We start from the raw sequence: 22,288 nt of genomic DNA, 5'->3' as shown, positions 1-22,288 counted from the left end.
GATCCCACCCGAGGGGTTATCTGGATTTCACGCCAGGTTGACAGGGCAAACAACCGTTTGCCCCTACGGAGAGCTGAGGATAATGCCTCCTGAACCGTTCTCAATCGTCGAAGTGCTTGACGATCGCTTCAGCAAACTCCGAGCACTTCAAGGGCGGATTGACAGGTGGCTCCATCATGCGGGCCAGGTCGTAGGTGACTTCGCGGGAGGCGATCGCGGCCCCCATCCCCTTCTTAATCAGATCCGCCGCCTCTTGCCAGCCCATGTACTCCAGCATCATTACCCCCGAGAGAATGACCGAGCCGGGGTTGATGCGATCGAGCCCGGCGTGCTTGGGGGCAGTGCCGTGGGTGGCCTCAAACACAGCGCAGGTGTCGCCAATGTTGGCCCCTGGCCCCATGCCCAAGCCGCCAACAATCGCCGCTGCCGCATCCGAGAGATAATCGCCATTCAGGTTCATGGTGGCAAGAATGGAGTACTCATCGGGCCGGGTTTGAATCTGCTGGAAGATGCTGTCGGCAATGCGATCGTTGACCATGATCTTGTCTTTCCACTGGCCATTGCCGTGGGTCTCCCAAATAGCCGCCAAGATACCCTCCACCTCGGCGCAGATAGCCGCTTTTTTTTCGGGCGTTAGCGCGTCGTAGCCGGGTTCGATCTGGCGGGCGTTCTCCTCGGTAGACAGGTCGGGGTTGGCTTCCTTATTGCCCAACACCCACGACTCGCGCTCGGTCACGCACTCATCTCGAAACTCGCTGGTGGCCAGCTCGTAGCCCCAGTCGCGGAAGGCCCCCTCGGTGTACTTCATAATGTTGCCCTTGTGTACCAGGGTGACCTGCTGCTTGTCTTTGGGCAGGCGCAGGGCGTGCTTCATGGCCCGGCGCACTAGGCGCTGGCTGCCGGTTTTGCTGATCGGCTTAATGCCAATGCCTGAGTCGAGGGGAATTTGCTTTTTGCCGTGCTCAGGGGTGGCGGGGATCAGCTCGGTGTTGAGCAGTTTAATCAGCTGATCGCAAACCGGATCGCCCTGCTTCCACTCGATGCCGAGGTAGATGTCTTCGGTGTTCTCTCTATAGATAATGACGTCGAGCTTTTCGGGGCTGTGGTGGGGCGAGGGGGTACCGGGATAGTACTTGCAGGGGCGCACGCAGGCGTAGAGGTCGTTGATCTGGCGCAGGGCAACGTTGAGGGAGCGAATACCGCCGCCGACAGGGGTAGTGAGCGGCCCCTTGATCGCCACGCCGTACTCTTCGATGGCCTTGAGAGTGTCGTCGGGCAGGTACTGGTAGGTGCCGTACTGCTCGCAAGCTTCGTCGCCCGCGTAGACCCGAAACCAGACAATCTCACGCTTGCCGCCGTAGGCTGCGGCCACCGCCGCATCGAACACTCGCTGCGCCGCAGGCCAAATATCTACCCCCGTTCCATCGCCACGGATGTAGGGAATGATAGGCGTGTCTGGTACAACTGGTTCGCCATCTTTGAAGGTGATGCGGTCGCCTACTGCCGGGGGAGTGATCCGTTCGTACATCGCAAATTGCCCGCAAACGACAAAACAACCCATAGTTTAATGCGCTTTAACCCAGATTTTTGCTCGTTTAGCAACGAATTAGATTGAAGCCTAAAATCCCTCGATCGCAGGGGGTCGTCAATGTGGTCTAGGCAATGGATGCGCTGCACTGAGCTGTGTCCCTTTCAGTCTGGGCTTTCTGATTTGCAGCAGTAATCGTGATTTTGCTGCGCGCCGCTGCTTCCCAATCAATTTTTTCGGCGATCTCTTATCGTGTGTACCTTTGGAGTCCTGAATTCATGAGCACTGTTCTAGTTGTTGATGATGACGCCACCATACAGCTAGCCCTAACCCGACGCCTTCAAGACCAGGGCTTTGACGTGGTAAACGCAACTTCGGGGGAGGAGGCATTAGAGCTATTCACAACTAGGGTGGCCGATGTCGTGGTGTCAGACATCATGATGCCGGGCATGAATGGGTTTGAATTTTGCCACCTGCTGCGCTCTAAACCCGAGGGGGAAATGGTGCCATTCATCTTTCTCTCTAGCTTGGGAGAAGTCAACAATCGGGTGCAGGGGCACCTGCTGGGGGCCGACGACTACTTGGTCAAGCCATTTTCAGCCCAGGAGTTGATTGCCAAGGTGAAGGGGGCGATCGCGCGATCGCAGCGCTTCCATAGCGCCCTGGAGCGCATGGTTGAGAAAGCGAGTAACCCTTCGCCTCTACCCCTTACCCCCGCCGAAGAGCGGGTCTTTTGGGAAGTGGTGCAGGGCTTTACCAACAAGCAGATTGGTGAACACCTCTTTCTCAGCCCCCGTACGGTGCAGACCCACCTCAGCAACATGCTGACTAAACTCAACCTGGAAAATCGAGCGCAGATCGTGCGCTTTGCCTTTGAGCAAGGCTATCGGATGCCGGAAGGAGAGGTGAGTGGGTAGGTGAGTAGGTGGATGGGTAGACGGAATCCAAAAAATGAAAAATGTTGAAGGTTAAGCCATCCACTCATCTACTCCCCCACTCACCCAAAAGGCCGCCACTGATGCCATATCATGAGTAAAGGGCACTCCTATGGCTGACGTTAGCGGTATCTATGGTTTCGGACAGCGACATACTGGTGGATTTGCGCGATCGGTTGCGGGGCGATTCACTCAAAAAGCAGCTTTCGGCGGTGCACGAACTGCTGGCCCTGGGGCAGGATGGTCTGGAGGTATTGACCACTACCCTGGTCGAGCGCAAAGATGAGCCAGCTACAATTCTAGACGGCAAGATTTTTCAGATGCTCTACGCTACAGAGCAGGAAAATCTACGCGGGCTGCTTACCCAGCACTGGCCCCAGGGGCGGCTGAAGATGCCGTCGGAGCAGGGCGTCGACTATGAACCGCTGCAAGATTTGCTGATTAAACAAGACTTTGAGGAAGCCGATCGCCTGACCCTGGCGAAGCTGTGTGAGCTGGCGGGGCCAACGGCAGTGAAGCGCAAATGGGTCTACTTCACTGAAGTCGAGCAGATTTCGATCGTCGATTTGCAGACCATCGATCGCCTGTGGCTGGCCTACTCCGAGGGTAAGTTTGGCTTCTCGGTGCAGCGGCGCATCTGGCTCAGCCTGGGCCAAAACTGGGATAAACTCTGGCCCCGTCTGGCCTGGAAAGACGACAATATTTGGACCCGCTACCCCGGCGGCTTTGTGTGGGATTTGAGCGCCCCCGACGGCCACCTGCCGCTGTCGAACCAGCTACGGGGCGTGCGGATGATGTCGTCTCTAATGACCCACCCCGCCTGGTCTGAGGAGGCGTAGGTGCCAAAACAGCGGGCTAAGTCCGACCTGCCTACCAAGGTGTGCCCAGTGTGCCAGCGCCCTTTTACCTGGCGCAAAAAATGGGCCGACTGCTGGGATGAGGTGAAGTATTGCAGCGATCGCTGCCGCCGCCGCCGCTAGCCTAAAATTAAGCCATTCTCGTTAGGCTGACCCATGTCTAACCACAGCCTTTATGACACCGATTTCTACGCCTGGACCTTGGAACAGGCCAAACTCCTGAGCCATCGCCACTGGGACAAACTCGATTTGCCCAACCTAATTGAGGAGATTGAATCCTTGGGTCGGCAACAGCGTCAGGAACTCCGCAACCGACTGAGCGTACTGCTGGGGCATCTACTGAAATGGCAGTACCAGCCCCAGTGCCGTAGCCGCAGCTGGCTAGCTACCATTCGGATTCAGCGACGAGATGCCCTGCGTCTGCTGAAAGAAAACCCCAGCCTGAAACCAGATTTAGAGGCAATTTTTGAGCATGCCTACGCTAATGGTAGGGATCTAGCGATCGCCGAAACCGACCTACCCGAGCCAACCTTTCCGCTTCAGTGTCTCTACTCTCTCGATCAAATTTTAGATGAAGCCTTTTATCCGGGAGCACCCAGCGAGCTAGACTAGCCGCGCGATCGCCTACGCTACAGTCGCGCCGCGATCAACCCCTTAAAATTAAAAGGCATTTTTAAGGGGCACACACCATGACGCAGGCGTTACCAAAGGTGATTATCCATGGAGGAGCCGGTAGCTCCCACGGCCACAGGGAGCGACTGGTAGCGCTGCGCGAAGACTTGTACAGTATTGTCAAGCAGGTCTATGGCAAAGCTGAGGCCGGGGCTAGCGCCCGCGATTGCGTGGTGCTGGGCTGCCAGCTGATGGAAGATTCTCCCCACTTCAATGCGGGCTACGGCTCGGTGCTGCAATCTGATGGCCAGGTGCGCATGAGTGCGGGCCTGATGGATGGCGAGGCCCAGCGGTTTAGCGGCATTATCAATGTGTCGCGGGTGCGGCACCCGATTGACCTAGCGGCCTACCTACAGCCCTTTCCCGATCGCGTGCTGTCTGATCTGGGGGCGGTTGAGCTAGCCCGTGAGATGGCCATTGCGCCCTTTGACCCAATCACCGACCTGCGCCTAAAGGAATGGATGCAGGAGCGGGCCAACAATTTTCAAAGCCCGATGGCCGGAGTGGTCGCGGAGGCGGTAGAAGTGCCCGCGACCTCTGAGAGCAGACGGGGCACGATTGGGGTGGTGGTGTTAGATATGGAGGGACGTCTGGCCGTGGGCACCTCCACCGGGGGCAAAGGCCTAGAGCGACTGGGCCGCGTCAGCGACTCGGCGACCCCGGCAGGCAACTACGCCACTGGCGCAGCGGCGGTGAGCTGCACGGGCATCGGCGAAGACATTCTTGACGAATGCCTGGCGGCCCGCATTGTCGTGCGGGTAACCGATGGTATGGATATTGCCGCTGCTTTTAAGAAGTCTTTTGCGGAAGCCACGGCTAATGGGCGGGATTTTGGCGCGATCGCCCTCAGCCACCAAGGGGATATCGCCTGGGGCAAAACCAGCGAGGTGCTGATCGCGGCCTACCACACGGGCGAGGCCATCGGTGACACCCTAGAGTTAAACTCAGGTACCTTAACCGGAGTGGTATGACCTCTATGGCTGACCCTAATGAGTCCAAACGCAATCCTGCGGCTTCTGAAAAAAACGTGCTCAAAATCGACGTGCCAACCCTGATGGTGATTTTGACCGCGCTGATTTTGCTACCCCTGCTGGCAACCGGGTTTATCTCTCAGTAGACCCTGCCAATTATCTCTCAGCCCTGCCCGTGCAGCGGACATCGACCTGAGAACTAGTCAGCGCTATCAATAGGCCTAAGGCGACTTCTGAAAAAAGTTTCCTGGTGGGCATTGCCCACCCTACAGTGGCTACAGTCGCTGTAAATGTGGACTACGTGCGTGAGTTAAACGCCGCATAGGGTTTCAGTGACGGCATTTCCCAGCGGGCGTACCAGTCGGCTAGGTAGGGCTTTAGCTCGGTCACAAGGGCGTTGCGCTGATGCGGGGTGGGCTGATCCTCAAGCTCAGCCGCGATCGCCTCTCCGATCGCCTGTAGGTCAAAACCCGTCGGCAGGCCCGATCGCAGCACTACCTTACCTCCCACCAGCACCGTGTCTACATCCATGGCCTTGGCTCGAATCAACACGAGGGCGAGCGGATCAACATCGGGCGCAACCCAGGGCCAGGTGAGGCGATCGCAGTTAACCAGCACCACATCGGCCTGATAGCCCGGAGCTAGTTTGCCAATGCGGTGAGCCTGCCCCATTAGCTTGGCCCCGCCTGTAGTCGCCATCGAAAAAATATCGGCGTAGCTGGGGGCGGGGCTGCCCAACTGCGGGGTGCGGTGCAGCCGGGCGGCCAGCCGCATTTCGGCGAACATGTCTTCGTCATCGCCCAGGCTGTTGCCGTCCATACCCAGACCAACCGTTACCCCGCCCGCCAGCATGGCATTGAGGGGCGCGACTCCGGCTCGCAGCCTGAGGTTAGAGCTGGGGTTGTGGCTCACGGCGGCTCCAGTTTCAGCCATGATTTCGATATCTGATTCGGTGAGCCAGGTGCCGTGGGCGATCGAAAAGCGGGGGCTGAGCACGCCTAGCTCTTGCAGGTGAGCAATCAGCGATTTGCCGTAGAAACGAGGGCCAATCAGCTTTTCTGGCAGCGACTCTAGGGCATGGGTCTGCACCTGGGTACCCAAGCGCTCAGCCGCCTCGACAATTTGCACCAGTAGCGCGTCACCCACCCACTGTGGCCCCGGTGGCCCAAACCAAACATCAATGTGGGGATGGGCTTGATAGTCTTTGACCAGATCTGTAATCAGCGCCAGATAGTCTGTTGGGGCTAGAGCCTGGGTTAGGGGCACGATTTCAGTCAGCTGCTGCCGCAACCCGCTGGGCAGCGTTGCTAAAAACGCCTGATCTTCTTCGTGCACCAGGTAGCTCTGGTAGTTGGCACCGGGGTTTAGGGCCACCCGCATACCCGCTTGCTCATAGGCCCTCAATCGGGCGGTTAAATCTTCGCGACAGTCGGTAATAGACCCTGAAATTCTCGACACATCCACCACGGTCGTCACGCCGCTTTTCAGGAGTTGGGCAATGCTCAGCAGCGTTTTAAGCTGGGTATCCTGGCTTCTCAACCCCAGGTTGGCCAACAGCCACAGCTCCAGAAAGTCATCGTCAATACCCTGCAGCGAGTTCGGCACCCCGTTGCTGTGGTGGTGAGCGTTGACCAGCCCCGGCATGACCGCAAACTGCTCAGACCCCAGCACCTCGGCCTGGGGGTATTGAGCGCGCAGGGCTTCCCAGTCTCCCACAGTCAGTATTGTGTCGGCTTGAATGGCGATCGCAGCGTCAGTCAGAATGCTGTCACCCGTCAACACCCAGCGGCCTCGAATCAAGCGGATATCGGTCATAGGAGTAGGGATCCCTGTTTGGTGGTGAATTGAGCTGATGGGCGATCGCTATGCATTGGTCAGCATTTCAACAGTCGTGTTCAAATACGCCAGATCTGGCCCAGAGGGAATGATGCCCCCAGGGTTCAATGGAAACAGGTTGCCGTAGTAGTCACGCTTAACCGCCTCAATATCGCAGGTTTCGGCCACCCCCGGCAGCTGATACAGGCGGCGCAGGTAGGGGCCAAGGTGAGCATAGTCTTGAATGCGGCGGCGGTTGCACTTAAACAAGCTGTAGTAAACCACATCGAAGCGAAACAGCGTCGTAAACAGCCGCACATCCGCCAGCGTTACCCTGTCGCCGCAAAGGTAGGGATGCTGCGCCAGCGCCCGATCGATCGTATCCAGCATCTCAAACAGCTCGCTAACGGCGCGATCGTAGGCGGCCTGGGTTTGAGCAAAGCCGCAGCGGTAGACGCCATTGTTTACGGCGGGGTAAGTGCGATCGTTCCACTGGTCAATTTCAGCTCTGAGCGCGTCAGGATATAGGTCAACCTCCGGGTGCGTCGCCCACTCGTCAAACGCTTCGTTCAAAATCACGATGATCTCAGCGCTCTCGTTGTTGACGATGCTAGCCGTCTGCGTATCCCACAGTACCGGCACCGTCGCCCGCCCCTTATACCCCGGCTGAGCCTGACGATACAGCTCAGGCAGCGTCCGACAGCCGCGAAAAGGCACTTCAAACACCCAGCAGCCCTCGTCAGGTGAGGGCACGACCGGGAGAACCGCGATTGCTCCCTCCAACCCCTTCAGCGCCCGCGTTACCAGCGTTCGGTGTGCCCACGGGCAGCCCATCCCCACAATCAGCTGATAGCGATTCGCCTCGGGCGGATATTCTCCATCCGGCTTAACCCACCGCCGAAACTCACTCTCGGGCCGCTGATAGGCACCACCCTTGCTGCTAGGGGCCATCTGCCCCATCATCGTCTGCCACAGTGTCGTCCAAACCTGCTTAGCGGTGCGAATCAGCAAACCCGGTGGAAGACCAGCCATAGAATCTTTTGTGAGAGAGGATGTTTCTACTATAAAGAACGTTTGGGCGGTGCATTGCTTCGCGAATGCACCCTACGAGCGGCTAAAGCCCATCGTAGTTGCCCACAGGCCAATGGGCAGAACAAAGGTTTAAACCGATGATCAACCCATCCTTTCCGTGAGGTCAAGGACGACGGAACGTCATTGTCGATGGGGGTCTGGGGCCAGCGAAATGGCCCCAGCAGTAGATTTGGCTTTTGGTTCAGGTTGTGCGCCGCGATCGGCAACCCACGCTACCCAGCAAGTGCCCCACGACGCGTGCTCCAGGAAGCATATTCTAGGTAGAAAAGCCGTAGTTTTGTGGTGGGCAGTGCCCACCCTACGACAGATTTAAGCTAGAGATGTTGCATTGGGCGAACAAGCGTTCGCCCCTACGGGATACCAAAAAACCGCCAGCCCAAAACGGATTGGCGGTTGTCTTTTGCTGTAAAACCTCTACACGCGAGCCGGAGCCTTCGTCCACTCAGTATGGAACGTACCTTCCTTATCAATCCGCTGGTAGGTGTGAGCCCCAAAGTAGTCGCGCTGGGCCTGAGTCAAGTTCTGAGGCAGGCGATCGCGCCGGTAGCTATCAAAGTAATCCAGCGAGGCGCTAAACGCCGGTACCGGAATGCCAAACGTCGCCGCCATCGCGACTACCTCTCGCCAGGCCGACTGGCGATCGAGAATCGTCTGCTTAAACTCAGGGGCCAGCAGCAGGTTGGGCAGGCTGGGATTCTCATCGTAGGCATGCTTGATCTTGTTCAAAAAGCGCGCCCGAATAATGCAGCCACCCTTCCAAATCCGGGCCGTTTCGCCCAAGTTAACATCGTACTCATAAGCCTTAGAAGCCGCGCCAATCAGCGCCATACCCTGGGCGTAGGAGCAAATCTTCGAGCAGTAGAGTGCATCGCGAATTTTATTGATCATGGCCTTGGCATCGCCATCAAAACTCGCGGTCGGGCCGCTCAGCTCCTTCGAGGCCGCCACCCGCTCTTCTTTAATCGACGACATAATCCGCGCGTTGACCGCCGCCGTAATCGTCGGAATGCCCACCCCCAGCTCCAAGGCGCTCATCACCGTCCAGCGACCGGTGCCCTTCTGACCCGCCGCATCCATAATCAGCTCGACCAGCGGCTTATTGGTATCAGGGTCGATATTGGTGAAAATGTCGGTGGTAATTTCAATCAGGAAGGAATCTAGCTCTTCGGTCAGATTCCATTCGGCAAACACGTCAAAGAGCTGGTTGTGGTCGAGACCCAACACGCTCTTCATCAGGTCATAGGCTTCGGCAATCAGCTGCATGTCGCCGTACTCAATGCCGTTGTGCACCATTTTGACGTAGTGGCCAGCGCCGCGAGGGCCAATGTAGGTAACGCAGGGGCCATCGTCGACCTGGGCCGCGATTTTCTTCACGATCGGCTCGATCGAGTCATAGGCCGCACGGGTGCCGCCGGGCATCAGGCTGGGGCCGAGCAGCGCCCCCTCTTCACCACCGCTGACGCCCATACCAATAAAGCGCAGGCCAGTAGATTCAAGGTCTTTCGTGCGGCGCTCGGTGTCTTCGTAGAGGGAGTTGCCGCCGTCCATAATCATGTCGCCGTCATCGAGCAGGGGGCGCAGCTGGTTAATAACCGCATCTACCGGAGCCCCCGCTTTCACCATGACCAGAATCCTTCGGGGTCGCTCTAGGGACTCGACAAACTCTTCAAGGCTATAGGCCGCCTTCACGTTCTTGCCCTGAGCCCGCTTTTCCATAAAACGCTCGGTCACCGCAGCGGTGCGGTTGTACACCGACACCGGAAAGCCCTTGCTCTCAACGTTGAGCGCCAGGTTCTCGCCCATAACGGCAAGGCCAATTACACCAAAACTCTGTGCCATATCAATATCTCGGTAACAGTTCGGTCAAAAGTTGGAAACGGGTTTCTACGGAAAACTATGGAATGAGTGCTAATAGAACATTAATGGGATTGCCGATGGCATCAAATCTGTCAACAGACTAAACAACTTTTTCGGGATGACCATGCTCCCAAAGGTTTTCTTTAGGTGTGAGGCTCAAAAGCCAGGAATTGCTGACCTCGGCAAAAGGTTTAAGCAATCTTGAGAGGCAGGTCTTTAGGCTTAGCCCTTACTTTTGATCAGTCTATAGGGGGATTTGTTGTGGCAGCTGCACAGGTTGACGTTAATTTCGAAGTTCAGGATCCTTGATTCAGCAAAAGTACCCCTTGCCCCATATTTGAACAGGTATTCAGACGGTAATGATTCTCAGTATCATAGAGATGATGCTGCAATGGATACTTTAGTGGCTGATTCTCATTCTACAAAGACACAACTGGCCCAGATACAACCCGATCGGGGGGTCGAGGCCCCAGCCTGTGCCGAATCGCTGGTGCATTTAGACAACGTGCGCCAGGTGCAGCCCGAGGTGCTAAGCACTCCGAAAGCGCAGCGGATGGCGGAGTTTTTTAGCGCCCTCTCTGACCCTCACCGGCTCAAGCTGCTGTCGGCCCTGGCCCAGCAGGAGCTGTGTGTTTGCGATTTAGCGGCGGCAGTCAAAATGGGCGAATCGGCAGTGTCGCACCAGCTGCGGGTACTGCGATCGCAGCGGCTGGTCAAGTACCGCCGCCAGGGCCGCAACGTCTACTACGGCCTGGCCGACAACCACATTGCGACCCTCTATCGCGAAGTGGCCGATCATCTAGATGAAGGCTAGAGCAGCATGTTCTCAGGCAGCAGTTGCCTGAGTAGGGCCGCATCTTTGAGAATTGGCTCCCGAATAATGTATTATCTGAATAGTCTTTCAGATATTCAGATGCGCCGCAGGTAACCCTATGGCAGAACTCCATTCCCACGACCACTGCACCCAGGATCACTGTGCTACCCCGAGTCCCACGCCTGTTGGGGGCCACGATGACTGCTGCGGCCATGACCACGGCTCCGGCGAGTTCAACCTGCGGCGCGAGCTGATCCCGATCGCGATCGCGGCGGTGCTGCTGGCGATCGGGCTAGTCTTTCACGAGGCGCTGCACAATACCCCCTGGGCTGTCGCTGAGTATGCCGTGTTGCTGCCCGCCTACCTAATCAGCGGCTGGGGCGTATTGACCACGGCGGGGCGCAACATCTTGCGGGGCCGCATCTTTGACGAAAACTTTTTGATGACCATTGCCACCCTGGGCGCGATCGCCATTCACGAGATTCCCGAGGCAGTGGCGGTGATGCTGTTCTTTCAAGTGGGGGAGCTATTTCAGGGCTATTCGGTGGGGCGATCGCGCCGCTCCATCAAGGCTCTGCTGGCGGTGCAGCCCGATACCGCCAACCTCAAGGTCGGTGGCGACATTCGTCAGGTAACGCCCGATACGGTCACTGTCGGCGACCTGATTTTGGTGCGCCCCGGCGAAAAAGTACCCCTGGATGGCGAGGTTCTAGAGGGCACCTCGCTGGTCAACACTTCGGCCCTGACCGGAGAATCGGTACCGCGCCGCGTTGCCCCCGGCGAACCCGTGCTGGCGGGGATGATCAACCAGTCGCGATCGCTGACCGTGCGAGTGAGCAAACCCTTTACCGAGTCGTCGATCGCCAAAATTTTGGACCTGGTGGAAAACGCCAGCAGCAAAAAAGCCGACACCGAAAAATTCATCACCCGCTTTGCCCGCTACTACACCCCGGTGGTGGTGTTTCTGTCCCTGGCGGTGGCCATTCTGCCGCCGCTGCTGATAGCCGGGGCATCCCAGGCCGAGTGGGCCTACCGCGCCCTGGTGCTGCTAGTGATTTCCTGCCCTTGCGGCCTGGTGATTAGCATTCCGCTGGGCTACTTTGGCGGCGTGGGTGGGGCGGCGCGGCGCGGCATTTTAGTCAAAGGCTCGACCTACCTCGATACCCTGGCCCAGGTCAAAACCGTCGTCTTTGACAAAACCGGCACCCTCACCCAGGGCAACTTTCGCGTTACCGATGTTGTCACCCACAATGGCTTGAATTCTGCCCAACTGCTGGAGCTGGCCGCTCAGGCCGAATCGCAGTCCAACCACCCGGTGGCGCAGTCCATTCGCCAGGCCTACGGCCAAACCATCGATGAATCTAAAATTCAGGACTACGAAGAAATTCCTGGTTACGGCATTCGGGCCAGGGTGAATGGGCAGATTGTGCTGGCGGGTAGCGATCGCCTCCTGCACCGTGAGGCCATTCCCCACGATGTTTGCGTGGTCGAGGGCACCGTGGCCCACCTGGCCGTCGATGGCGAGTACAGCGGCCGCATTCTAATTGCCGACGAGCTGAAAACTGACGCCGCCGCCGCCATTCGCGCCCTCCACGACCAGGGCGTAGCCACCGCAATGCTGACCGGCGACAGCCAGTCGGTAGCCGATCGCATTGCCCGTCAGCTCGGCCTCGACCAGTACCGGGCCGAACTCCTGCCCGAAGATAAGGTCACGGCCCTGGAAGAATTCCTGCATCGCGCCCGCCAGACCAACGGCAAAGTGGCCTTTGTGGGCGACGGCATTAACGATGCTCCGGTGATTGCCCGAGCCGATGTGGGCATTGCCATGGGCGGCCTGGGGTCAGACGCGGCGATCGAAACCGCCGATGTGGTGATTATGACCGACGCCCCCTCGAAGGTGGCCGAAGCCATTCAAATCGCCCACAGAACCCGGCGCATTGTCTGGCAAAACATTTGGTTTGCGATGGGGGTGAAGGCGCTGTTTATTGCCCTGGGCGCGATCGGTGTGGCCACCCTTTGGGAAGCCGTGTTTGCCGATGTCGGCGTTGCCCTGCTTGCCATTTTGAACGCCGGACGCATTTTCAGGCAGCGCTAAAGGATCGCTGCTGGTCTTTTGAGGGCACTGATGCTCTGAACTAGTGCAGGTTCAGAGCGTCAGTGCTCGCTATAATCCCGGCTTTCTACCCTTGGATAGATACTCCGTTGGTCTTGTCGGTTTTCTCCAAATTCTGTAGCCTTTGCAGCTGTGAGATCAGAAGAGTACCGCAACAATGACCTTGAGTCGTGATGTTCTCTCTCTCAATTAGCTATGAACCTCCTTTCTCGATCTGCACTGGTGACATCTGTGGCTGCGACTGGTCTCCTGGTTGCTTCTGCACTGCCTGGGAATTCAATGTTGGGCTGCCCATTTTCTAAGTTCGATACGCCTCAGGTCAACACCTCTGGCGATACTCCGGGCGGGTGGTGGGCGTCTTCCCCAGACAGCAATGCTCTAGGGGCGGCACTGGGCGGTTTGGGAGCGATCGCAGCTCTGCTGACCGGCGGCACCGTGCTGATGCGTCAACGGGGACTGGCCCAAGCTGCCGCCGCCAATGAAGCCGCCCTAAACGCGGAGGCTGATTTGAGCCTGGCCACCGAAACCGAAGCCGTTTTGGTGTCTGAGCCAGCTGAAATTGAGAGCGAGGTGGCCCTGGCCTACCGTCGCTAAATCGACTTGATTGTGGTTAAAAATCTCCTTGAGTAGCTGAACAGGGGCTGGCCATTGGTCAGCCTCTTTTTTTGCTGTTGAAATGCTTAAACTTGAGCCTGGAGCCAGCTCAGGTAGGCAGGCAGCCCGGCTACAATCGGCAGCGCGATCACTTCGGGCACCTCGTAGCTGTGGTGCTCGGCGATCGCCTGGCTCAGGGCTTCAAACTGGCTGAGATCGGTTTTGATGATTAGCTGCCACTCGGGTTCGCTCTGAACCTCGTCCTGCCAGCGGTAGACAGAATGCACCGGAAACACGTTGACACAGGCGGCTAACCGGGCCTCGACCAGGTGGTGAGCCAGGCGATCGGCTTCGGCCTCGGAGCCAGCGGTGACCAATACAATTCCTAAAGATGGGGATGGCTCAACCAATGCCATTACTGCTGGGGAATGCGATCGACAAACTGCGACTGGTTCAAAGTTTCGCGGGCGGGACGATGGGTCCAGCGGGTTTCACCCTGTACCGCTTCATAGAGGTAAGCGCGAGCTTCGGCAGGCAGCACAGACTCGGTAAATTCAGTCCCGACAACCACTGCCGCCTTGAGAGAAGCCTCACCCAGGTGGGCACGGGTGAGGTCAGCCCGCGATAGGTCTACGCCGTCTAGAATACCGTTCCACAGTACGGCCCCGGTGAGATCAGAACCGCTGAGGTTGGCTCCTACCAGGCTGACGCCGCGCATGGTGGTGTGGGTCAAATTAGCCGAGCTTAGGTTGGCGTGGTCGAGGTTAGCCCCGTTCAGCTTGGCCTCTTTGAGATTGACCCCGGCCAGGTTCATGCCGTGTAGGTCTAACCCGTTCAGCCAGGCTCCTTCCAGATTGGTCGCATTCATGCGGGTGCGCTCTAGGTCGGCCCCGCTGAGCCGTGCCCCGGTTAAATGTGCCCAGGACAGGTTAGCGCCGCTGAGGTTGGCCCCCCGCAGGTTAGCGCCGCTGAGGTTGGCCCCGCAGAGGTTGGCCCCCCGCAAGTCGGCCTGGCGCAGGTTAGCATGACACAGGTCAGCGCCGCTGAGCTGTGCGCGGCGCAGGTCAGCTCTCACTAAAAATGCTCCCCGCAGGGTGGCTTTGGTGAGATTGGCCTGTACCAAACGTGTTTCGCTCATTTTGGCGAAGCTGAGGTTTGCCCAGTTGAGGTCGGAATGGTCAAGGTTGGCTTGGGTTAGGAAGGAGCGGCTGAAGTCGGCACCCCTAAGGCTGGCACGACTGAGGTCAACATCGACCAAAATGTGATGGCTGAAGTCGATACCGGGTAGGCTAATGCCCGTAAAGTTGCGGTATCCGGCCTCATATAGCTCCAGAAAGTACTGAATATGCATGATGATTCGGTGGTGAGCCGGAGAACTGGCAGACTCACGGGGGGCAGATAAGGACACGGTAAGTTCCCATAGTTGGGTCATACAGACTGTGAGGAAGTATTAAAAGCGACTTTAAAGAACAGGTTTATGAGTAAGGTTAACGCTTCTTTAACTAAGGATCGGGAACATAAGTTTACAGTTCAAAATGTGTTTAATTATTTTTTTACAATTGCCACTTCTGAAGGCTGTGTGGCTTGAATACAGCTTATTTGCTTTTTCTCAGCCTGAGCGCCTTCGTTGCTTTTGTTTGATAATTTGGTGAGAAACTTAGCACTTGAGCGAGCATGAATCGATTATTTTTTTGGGGTCTTTGGTTGGGGTTTATTTTGTATGCATTTATACTTGCACCCCCCGATCGCCCCGATACTGCCGATTTAATTCTTCGCCTTTCGACTGGTAATTGGGAAGGCATTAACCCGATCGTTGTAGCACTCTTTAACGCCATGGGAATCTGGCCAATGGTCTACGCCGCCCTGGCCCTGGTCGATGGCCACGGGCAAAAGCTGCGAGCCTGGCCCTTCGTCCTGGTATCGTTTGCGGTGGGAGCTTTTGCGCTGCTGCCCTATCTGGGCCTGCGCCAGCCAAACCCTAGCTTTGGCGGTCCTAAGGGCCTGCGGCTGCTGGAGTCGCGCTGGCTGGGGGCAGTGCTGGCAGCGGGGGCGATCGCCCTAGCCGCCTTTGCATTACTCAAAGGAGACTGGCCCGATTTTTGGCAGCAGTGGCAAACCAGCCGCTTCATTCACGTCATGTCGCTCGATTTTTGTGCCCTGTGGCTGCTGTTCCCGGTGCTGCTGAAGGATGACATGGCCCGCCGGGAGCTGAGCCAGCCCTGGATTACGGCGGCGGTGCTGGCACTGCCGCTGGTGGGTGCCTGCCTGTATTTAACGTTGAGACCACCTCTGGCGGAGGTCTCAGAGGCTGAAGGTGTGGCTACAAGCTAAACCTGCTCAGAACAAGTTTTTAGGGGAAAACCTGCGACCTGGCAGCCATGCTCTGCAATCGCCCCAGGGTGCGCTGCACCGACGATAGGGCCTGGCTGTCGCCCTGGGCCTCTAGGTAGACGCTGGCTCGCTCTAGATCGGCGATCGCCCGCTGCTGGTCGCCCTGGCTCTGGTAGGCGGCACTGCGGTAGCAGTAGGGCAACGCGATCGGGTCACCGCAGGCGATCGCGTCACTGTAGTCGCGCACAGCGCCCTTCAAATCGCCCAGCTTTTGCAGGGCGCTGCCCCGATACACGTAGGCCATCGGTAGGTGGGGTTTGAGGGCAATGGCCTGGGTAAAGTCGGCGATCGCGGCGGCGTAACGGTGCTGCTCTAGGCGCAGCCAGCCCCGGTTGCAGTAGGGAGCAAAGAATTTGGAATTTTGGTCAATGGCCTCGCTCAGGTCGACCTCGGCGGCATCTCCTTGGTTCAGTTCTAGCTGGGCCACCCCTCGGTTGTTGAGGGCGATCGCGTGGTCGGGCTGTAGCTGAATCACCTGGCTGTAGTCGCTAATCGCGCCGGGCTGATCGCGCAGGTCGTGGCGGGTGGTGCCCCGGTTAAAAAAGGCTACGACATCGCCGGGGGGAATCACCGGATTGTGGAAACGCTGCATGAGAGCCTGCACCACGGCGGGTTCAGCCGTGCGCAGCTTGGCTTCCAAGTCGGGAATGACCGCGCTTTGGGTAGGCAGCGCCTTGAGGCTGACGATGGCGTAGGTGTTTTCGGGAGGGGCGCTGCTGCCGCTGTCGCAGACCAGATAGCTCTCGGCAGTGCCCATGATTCTGAATTTGAAGCGATCGGGGTAGTTTTCCCGCAGGGGCAGGAGCTGGTTGAGAGCCGCCTTGAGCAACTGCAGCTGGCTCGACTCAGTGCCCCAGCGCTGGCTAATTCGCCAGGCCAAACGGCCATCGTGCTGGTCGCCCCGGTGGCACCAGCCAATTTCGAGCTGGCCGCCCCGCTCTAGCAGCTGGCTAAACCGCTTGAGTAAAGGCTCATCAATGGTGACGTAGCTGGCCCAGGGCCACACCAGCAGCACTCGCCGGGTGGCGGTTTCTAGCGCGGCTTCCAGGGCCTGACGGCTGGGCAAGGATTGCTGTTCGCTCGCGGTAGCCACAGGCAGGTCAACAATCCAGTCGGGCTGGGCCAGTCCCATCGGGGCCGCCTTAGCCTGAGTTGGGGGATCTGGATGGGAGGTTTTAAGGCTGGTCTCGGTCTGCTGCACCCGCCGCGCCAGCTGAATTAGGGCTTTGCGGTTGGCGGCATCAGCAGGGGCTGTGACCATTTGAGTGGTGAGCTGCTGCTGCCGCTCGGAGAGCGATCGCGTCACCCCTTCGAGCTGTGCCACCTGAGCCTTGACCTGGCCCAGGTACTGCGACACCACCTGCTGCACCTGCTCCTGGGTGTGGCCCGCCGTTTCTTGACGGCTTACCTGCTGCTGGAGCTGCTGCACCTCGGCGGTCAACCGTTCTAGCTCGGCGGTGCTGGGTACTGTTACCGAGGTCGCCCCCCCGCCCACGGTACCCACCGGAATTTTGGTCAGGGCCTGCTCCAGTCGAGTTTGCTGGCGGGTGAGGTCTTTGACGTGTTCAACCAGCTGACCAAATTCTGACTGAGGCACTAGGGTCGCCATGGCCCTGATCACCTCGCCCATTTCGGCCCGGTATTGGCCAGGGCTGCTGGCTTGGGGAAACTCATGCCAGCGGCGATCGATTTGCCCCAGGGCGTCTTGCAGGTTGGCAACCCAGGAGCGAGTTTCTGAACGCAGGCTTTCAAGACTCACGCGGGTTTGCATGAGGTCGGTTTTTACCCGAGAGAGTTTATTCTCGGCCGCCTCCACCCGGGGGGCAGTAGCTAGCCGCTGCATATAAGCGTTGAGGTTCTCAAAGCTGATTTGGGATGCCGCCGCCTGATCTTGCAGCTGGGCAATCTGCTGATTAACGTTGGTGAGGTCGGGGGTAGCGATCGCTTCTAATCGCTGATTGACGTGGGCTTTAAGCCCCTTCATTTCCTTTGAGAAGCGAATAAAGGAATGGTTGTTGCGATCCATCACCGTCCGCTGAAAATTGGTCAGCGCCTCGGGGGAGGGCATCGCCGTCACCTGTTTGCTCAGGTTAGTCAGGCGATGCCCCGTTTGGCGATGCTGGCGGGCAAGTTTTTCCTGGGCTTCTTCGAGCTGCTGCTCAACACGGCTGCGGTTAAGTAACCCGACAGCAGCAAGTACCGTGAGCGGAGCCGAAGCCAGCGCTATATTTTGAGCGGCAACCGATGCGACGGCACCAACGCCAGATCCAACTACTAGAACGCGCTCGGCCCGTGTCAACCAATGATTATCGACCACGTTATTTCCCCGGAGGATTTAAACCGCTGGTGTGGCGGTGACGACTGAGGGGGCGTCAGGGGGGGGCACCGCTACTGATTTACTCTTCGCAGGGCGATCGCCTCGTCAGGATAATTTTTGCGAAAGGAATGGGAGTGGAGAGTGGGTTAAGTCAGATGATGTGAGCGGCGCTACTGGCGTCAGTGCATCTAGAGCGGTAACCGAATATTGATGGAGCCGTTTTGGCGGTTACAAGGGGATGCATTATTGAAGTTTATCAATTGGTAATGAAAAACAAATTGCTTTTAATCAATTCACCCCTTCCTTTTCAAGCCGAGTATTGGCTAAACTCTATTTCAAATAGGTAATAGGCCTAACTCTATTCAATTCCCTTCTTGATTGACTTAAGTAAATCATCTGCTGATGCCTGATCAATGGGTAAGGTTTTGGCCTGTGCCCCACCCAGCAACATTTTGCCGTCCTGTGTGCCCAAGGATTTTCCGACTATGACCCCGATTCTGGCTCAAACCAGCTGGCTAATTCCGTTGTACCCGCTGCTGGGGGCGCTGCTGACGATTCCCTGGTCGCCAGCGATGATTCATCGCACTGGGCCACGTCCGGCAGGCTACATCAATATTGTCACCACGGCCTTGGCCCTGACCCACAGCCTGCTGGCGTTTCTGGCCTTTTGGGGCAAGTCGTCGCCCCAGTTTTTCTTTGCCCCCTGGTTAAACGTAGCCGGGCTCAACTTAACGATTCCCCTAGAGGCTTCGGCCATTACCCTGGGGGCCTGCGTGCTCATTACTGGGCTCAACCTGCTGGCTCAGATCTACGCCGTGGGCTACTTAGAAATGGACTGGGGCTGGGGTCGGTTTTTCGCCATGATGGCCCTGTTTGAGGCCGGGTTGTGCGCCCTGGTGCTGTGCAACTCGCTGCTGTTCGCCTACATGTTGCTGGAGATTTTGACCCTGGGGACTTACCTGCTGGTGGGCTTTTGGTACAACCAATCGCTGGTGGTAACGGGGGCGCGAGACGCCTTTTTGACCAAGCGCGTGGGCGACCTGGTGCTGCTGATGGCGGTGCTGGCTATCTACCCCCTCACCTACACCTGGGACTTTCGGGAGCTGGCTGCCTGGGCTCAGACCGCCAATAATGTAGACGCTGGCCTCATGACGCTGATTGGCATTGGGCTGATTGCTGGCCCGATGAGCAAGTGCGCCCAGTTTCCGCTCCACCTGTGGCTCGATGAGGCGATGGAAGGCCCACTGCCCAGCACCATTTTGCGGAATGCGGTGGTGGTGACGACCGGGGTATGGATATTGGTGAAGCTGGAGCCGGTGATTGCGCTGTCGTCGACGGCCTCAGCCTTTGCGATCGCTGTGGGTACCGTCACCGCGATCGGCGCGACGCTAATTTCTGCGGCCCAAATCGACATTAAGCGGGTGCTGTCGTACCTCAGCAGTGCCTACATGGGGCTGATGTTTATTGCCGTCGGGGCTCACCAGCCCGGTGCGGCCCTGCTGCTGGCCCTGATCTATGCCCTGGGTATGGCCGCCCTGGTGATGGGCGCAGGCTCGATCATCATCAATGTCACCACTCAAGATTTGACTCAGATGGGCGGTCTGTGGGGGCGTCGGCCTGTGACCGCGATGGCGATGATGACTGGAGCTGCGGGTCTGGTGGCGCTGCCTCCCCTGGGCGGGTTTTGGGCCATGCTCTCGCTGGTTTCGGGGCTGTGGGAGAGCGATCGCGGCTTGCTGGTCGCCATTGTGCTGCTGGTTAACTGGCTTACCGCCTTCAGCTTGGCGAGGATGATTGGCCTGATTTTTGCTGGCAAAACCCAGCAAATGACCATTCGCGCTCCAGAACCGCTCTGGCTGATTGTGCTGCCGATGGCGATTGTCGCAGGCTTTACCCTGCACCTGCCCCTGCTAATGGCTCAGCTCAACCTGCTGCCCGTCTGGGCCGAAGTGAGTAAAGACATGGCCCTGTTGCTCACCTGGTCAAGCATTTTGGGGGCAGCGGTAGGCACCCTGCTCTACGTCAACCGCGTGGTTGAAAATCCGGCTGGTCTGGTGAAAAAGCCTCTGCAAAACCTGCTGGCCTACGACTTCTACACGCCCAAGCTCTACCGCAATACCTTTGTGCTCGGCGTCGATATGTTGTCGCGTCTGACCGACTGGCTCGATCGCTACGTCGTCGATGGCCTGGTGAATGCCGTCGGCCTTGCTTCCCTGTTCAGCGGCGAAACCCTCAAGTACGGCAACAGCGGCCAGCTTCAGTTCTATGTGCTAACAATTTCCCTCGGCGTTGCCCTGCTTGGGGTGTTGATGAACTGGCACGCCCTGACCGCGCTGTTCTAGAGACCTGCTCACCCATCCACCCCCTAACCCATCCACTTCCATGCTCACTCCACTCCTACTGATTCCTTTAATTGGCGCGATCGCGATCGGCTTTTGGCCTGGCCTCACGGGCAAACAGGCCCGCACGGGTGCCCTGGTGGTCTCAGCCCTGCCGCTGCTGTGGACGGTCTGGCTGTTTATCCAGTTTGATCTGTCCTTTGGCGGCTTTCAGTTTCACGAGTTTTTGCCCTGGCTGCCCGCCCTGGGCCTCAACTACGAACTCAGCCTGGATGGGCTATCGCTGCTGATGGTGGCCCTCAACAGCCTGATTACCTGGATTGCGATCTGGAGCAGCGCCCCCGAGATTGAGCGGCCTCGACTGTTCTACAGCCTGCTGCTGCTGGTGAGTGCTGGGGTGGCCGGGGCCTTTGTGGCCCAAAACCTGATGCTGTTCTTCCTGCTGTACGAAATTGAGCTGGTGCCTCTGTACCTGCTGATTGCGATCTGGGGCGGCGAGAAAAAGACCTACGCGGCCACCAAATTCTTGCTCTACACGGCGTTTTCTGGGGCGCTGATGCTGGCTGGTTTCCTAGGCACGGTATGGCTGACTGGCGCGCAGGATTTCACCTACCACGCAGTGATGGGCCACGATCTACCGATGGCGTGGCAGATCGTGCTGCTGGGGCTGCTGCTGGTCGCCTTTGGCATCAAAATTCCCCTGGTTCCCTTTCACACCTGGCTGCCCGATACCTACGTGTCGGCCTCAACGCCGGTGGCGATGATGCTCGGTGGGGTGCTGGCTAAGCTGGGCACCTACGGCCTGTTTCGCTTTGGCCTGGGGCTGTTTCCCGATGCCTGGGCTGAGCTATCGCCCTACCTGGCCGTCTGGGCAGCGGTCAGCGTTTTGTATGGGGCGATTACGGCGATCGCGCAGAAAGACATCAAGCGCATGGTGGCCTACAGCTCGATCGGCCACATGGGCTATGTGCTGCTGGGCGGCGCGGCCATGACCGACCTGGCTTTGACTGGGGCCGTCAGCCAGATGGTTTCCCACGGCATTATTCTGGCGATTTTGTTTCACCTGGTCGGCGTGATCGAAGCCAAGGTGGGCACCCGCGAACTGGATGTGCTAAACGGGCTAATGAACCCGGTGCGAGGTCTGCCGATGGTCAGCGCCCTGCTGGTGCTGGGGGGGATGGCTAGCGCGGGCATTCCTGGCCTGGTCGGGTTTGTGACCGAGTTTCTGGTGTTCCAGGGCAGCTATGCAGTGTACCCGGTACAAACCCTGCTGGGGGTGATCGGTACCGGCCTGACGGCGGTGTACTTCGTGATTTTGCTCAACCGCACCTGCTTTGGCAAGCTAGACAATGCGATCGCTTACTTCCCCAAGGTCACTTTCTCTGAGAAGCTGCCCGCCTACGTGCTGGCTAGTTTAATTCTCTTCCTCGGCATTCAGCCCAACTGGCTGGTGAAGTGGGGCGAACCCACCGCCAGCGCGATGCTAGCGGCAATACCGATCGCGCTGACCGAGGTGGTGGCCGATGAGGTGATTGAAGCATTACCTACGGAAGTAGTCCCGGATGAAACAATTCCCCTCCCCATCGCCACCCTGCCAACCCTGCCATGAGCGATCGCCCCGTAGGGTGCATTCGCGAAGCAATGCACCATCCCATCCCGCACCAAATCCAGTGCCCAAATCCTCGAAGTGGTGCATTACGGCCATACCAAATTCCTTGAACAGCAGCCTCGGTTGGTTGTGGCCTAATGCACCCTACGGGAGGTCGGTGAGGGGGAGAGATTAAAGGAACGTCCAGATCTCCTCTGGCACCAGATAGCAGGGGCCAGCGCGGAGAGCCACAGGCGATCGCCATACCGCCTTAAACTGCCGCTTCCCCTCTACCCCCTCCAGACTCTCGCGATCGTAAAGCGACTCATCCACAAACCGCCCGTCGTAGACAAACACCATCTCATGCCCCGGCTCCCCCTCGTAGACAAAGATGTTTTCTACAAT

19 protein-coding genes and 1 pseudogene are annotated in these 22,288 nt (G+C 58.1%); 12 read left to right on the top strand and 8 right to left on the bottom strand.

Annotation, left to right across the window (positions count from 1 at the left end):
- Positions 1-100 precede the first annotated feature (100 nt).
- A complete protein-coding gene (locus IQ273_RS13960) occupies positions 101-1,528 on the bottom strand; it encodes an NADP-dependent isocitrate dehydrogenase (protein WP_194023785.1) in 1,428 nt (475 codons plus the stop codon).
- Positions 1,529-1,806: 278 nt separating this feature from the next.
- Here IQ273_RS13960 and IQ273_RS13955 point away from each other — a divergent pair, with 278 nt between their 5' ends.
- The 6 genes from IQ273_RS13955 (at position 1,807) to IQ273_RS13930 (ending at position 5,109) form a co-directional block, all read left to right on the top strand.
- Positions 1,807-2,445, top strand: a complete 639-nt coding sequence (locus tag IQ273_RS13955; protein WP_194023784.1) for a response regulator transcription factor — start codon at positions 1,807-1,809, stop codon at positions 2,443-2,445.
- A 152-nt stretch (positions 2,446-2,597) separates the two neighbouring features.
- A complete protein-coding gene (locus IQ273_RS13950) occupies positions 2,598-3,302 on the top strand; it encodes a GUN4 domain-containing protein (RefSeq protein ID WP_194023783.1) in 705 nt (234 codons plus the stop codon).
- Positions 3,303-3,443, top strand: a complete 141-nt coding sequence (locus IQ273_RS13945) for a DUF2256 domain-containing protein (protein ID WP_194023782.1) — start codon at positions 3,303-3,305, stop codon at positions 3,441-3,443.
- A 33-nt stretch (positions 3,444-3,476) separates the two neighbouring features.
- Positions 3,477-3,932: a DUF29 domain-containing protein gene (locus IQ273_RS13940; protein ID WP_194023781.1), complete on the top strand. Its 456-nt coding sequence runs from the start codon at positions 3,477-3,479 to the stop codon at positions 3,930-3,932.
- A gap of 77 nt (positions 3,933-4,009) precedes the next feature.
- Complete coding sequence (locus tag IQ273_RS13935) at positions 4,010-4,963, top strand: isoaspartyl peptidase/L-asparaginase (protein WP_194023780.1); 954 nt, start codon at positions 4,010-4,012, stop codon at positions 4,961-4,963.
- A 5-nt stretch (positions 4,964-4,968) separates the two neighbouring features.
- Positions 4,969-5,109, top strand: coding sequence for a hypothetical protein (locus IQ273_RS13930; protein WP_194023779.1), 141 nt, complete (start codon positions 4,969-4,971; stop codon positions 5,107-5,109).
- A gap of 151 nt (positions 5,110-5,260) precedes the next feature.
- On the opposite strand, the gene IQ273_RS13925 is transcribed toward IQ273_RS13930, so the two are convergent.
- From IQ273_RS13925 to gndA, 3 genes are all read right to left on the bottom strand, one after another.
- Positions 5,261-6,778, bottom strand: coding sequence for an amidohydrolase family protein (locus tag IQ273_RS13925; protein ID WP_194023778.1), 1,518 nt, complete (start codon positions 6,776-6,778; stop codon positions 5,261-5,263).
- A gap of 48 nt (positions 6,779-6,826) precedes the next feature.
- A complete protein-coding gene (locus tag IQ273_RS13920; protein ID WP_194023777.1) occupies positions 6,827-7,810 on the bottom strand; it encodes a glutathione S-transferase family protein in 984 nt (327 codons plus the stop codon).
- 474 nt (positions 7,811-8,284) lie between these two features.
- Positions 8,285-9,709: an NADP-dependent phosphogluconate dehydrogenase gene (gndA, locus tag IQ273_RS13915; RefSeq protein ID WP_194023776.1), complete on the bottom strand. Its 1,425-nt coding sequence runs from the start codon at positions 9,707-9,709 to the stop codon at positions 8,285-8,287.
- 409 nt (positions 9,710-10,118) lie between these two features.
- On the opposite strand from gndA, the gene IQ273_RS13910 reads away from it, so the two are divergent.
- From IQ273_RS13910 to IQ273_RS13900, 3 genes are all read left to right on the top strand, one after another.
- Positions 10,119-10,541 carry a helix-turn-helix transcriptional regulator gene (locus tag IQ273_RS13910; RefSeq protein ID WP_194023775.1) on the top strand — a complete coding sequence of 141 codons (423 nt, stop codon included), beginning with the start codon at positions 10,119-10,121 and terminating at the stop codon, positions 10,539-10,541.
- A 118-nt stretch (positions 10,542-10,659) separates the two neighbouring features.
- The gene (locus IQ273_RS13905) at positions 10,660-12,636 is read left to right on the top strand and encodes a heavy metal translocating P-type ATPase (protein WP_194023774.1); all 1,977 of its coding nucleotides are present in this window, start codon (positions 10,660-10,662) and stop codon (positions 12,634-12,636) included.
- Positions 12,637-12,933: 297 nt separating this feature from the next.
- Complete coding sequence (locus IQ273_RS13900) at positions 12,934-13,248, top strand: hypothetical protein (protein WP_194023773.1); 315 nt, start codon at positions 12,934-12,936, stop codon at positions 13,246-13,248.
- Between the two features lie 86 nt (positions 13,249-13,334).
- On the opposite strand, the gene cutA is transcribed toward IQ273_RS13900, so the two are convergent.
- On the bottom strand, positions 13,335-13,658 hold the full coding sequence (gene cutA, locus IQ273_RS13895; protein WP_397197790.1) for a divalent-cation tolerance protein CutA: 324 nt from the start codon (positions 13,656-13,658) through the stop codon (positions 13,335-13,337).
- A gap of 5 nt (positions 13,659-13,663) precedes the next feature.
- Positions 13,664-14,656, bottom strand: coding sequence for a pentapeptide repeat-containing protein (locus IQ273_RS13890; RefSeq protein ID WP_313898110.1), 993 nt, complete (start codon positions 14,654-14,656; stop codon positions 13,664-13,666).
- 266 nt (positions 14,657-14,922) lie between these two features.
- On the opposite strand from IQ273_RS13890, the gene IQ273_RS13885 reads away from it, so the two are divergent.
- Complete coding sequence (locus IQ273_RS13885) at positions 14,923-15,579, top strand: DUF2834 domain-containing protein (protein WP_194023771.1); 657 nt, start codon at positions 14,923-14,925, stop codon at positions 15,577-15,579.
- 19 nt (positions 15,580-15,598) lie between these two features.
- Here the strand turns inward: IQ273_RS13885 and IQ273_RS35370 are convergent, their stop codons facing one another.
- Positions 15,599-17,956 (bottom strand): tetratricopeptide repeat protein, encoded by a 2,358-nt coding sequence (locus IQ273_RS35370; protein WP_194023770.1) that lies wholly within the window; start codon positions 17,954-17,956, stop codon positions 15,599-15,601.
- 485 nt (positions 17,957-18,441) lie between these two features.
- Between IQ273_RS35370 and IQ273_RS13875 the strand changes: the two genes are divergently transcribed.
- Complete coding sequence (locus IQ273_RS13875) at positions 18,442-20,298, top strand: NAD(P)H-quinone oxidoreductase subunit F (protein ID WP_194023769.1); 1,857 nt, start codon at positions 18,442-18,444, stop codon at positions 20,296-20,298.
- A 40-nt stretch (positions 20,299-20,338) separates the two neighbouring features.
- Positions 20,339-21,904: an NADH-quinone oxidoreductase subunit M gene (locus IQ273_RS13870; RefSeq protein ID WP_194023768.1), complete on the top strand. Its 1,566-nt coding sequence runs from the start codon at positions 20,339-20,341 to the stop codon at positions 21,902-21,904.
- 171 nt (positions 21,905-22,075) lie between these two features.
- Here IQ273_RS13870 and IQ273_RS13865 read toward each other — a convergent pair.
- Positions 22,076-22,288, bottom strand: a pseudogene (locus IQ273_RS13865) (NUDIX hydrolase); the annotation flags it as partial.

The sequence above is a fragment of the Nodosilinea sp. LEGE 07298 genome (assembly GCF_015207265.1).
Classification (GTDB): domain Bacteria; phylum Cyanobacteriota; class Cyanobacteriia; order Phormidesmidales; family Phormidesmidaceae; genus Nodosilinea.
The sequence above is the reverse complement of the archived record's forward strand: the minus strand, read 5'-3'. Positions and strand labels throughout refer to the sequence as shown.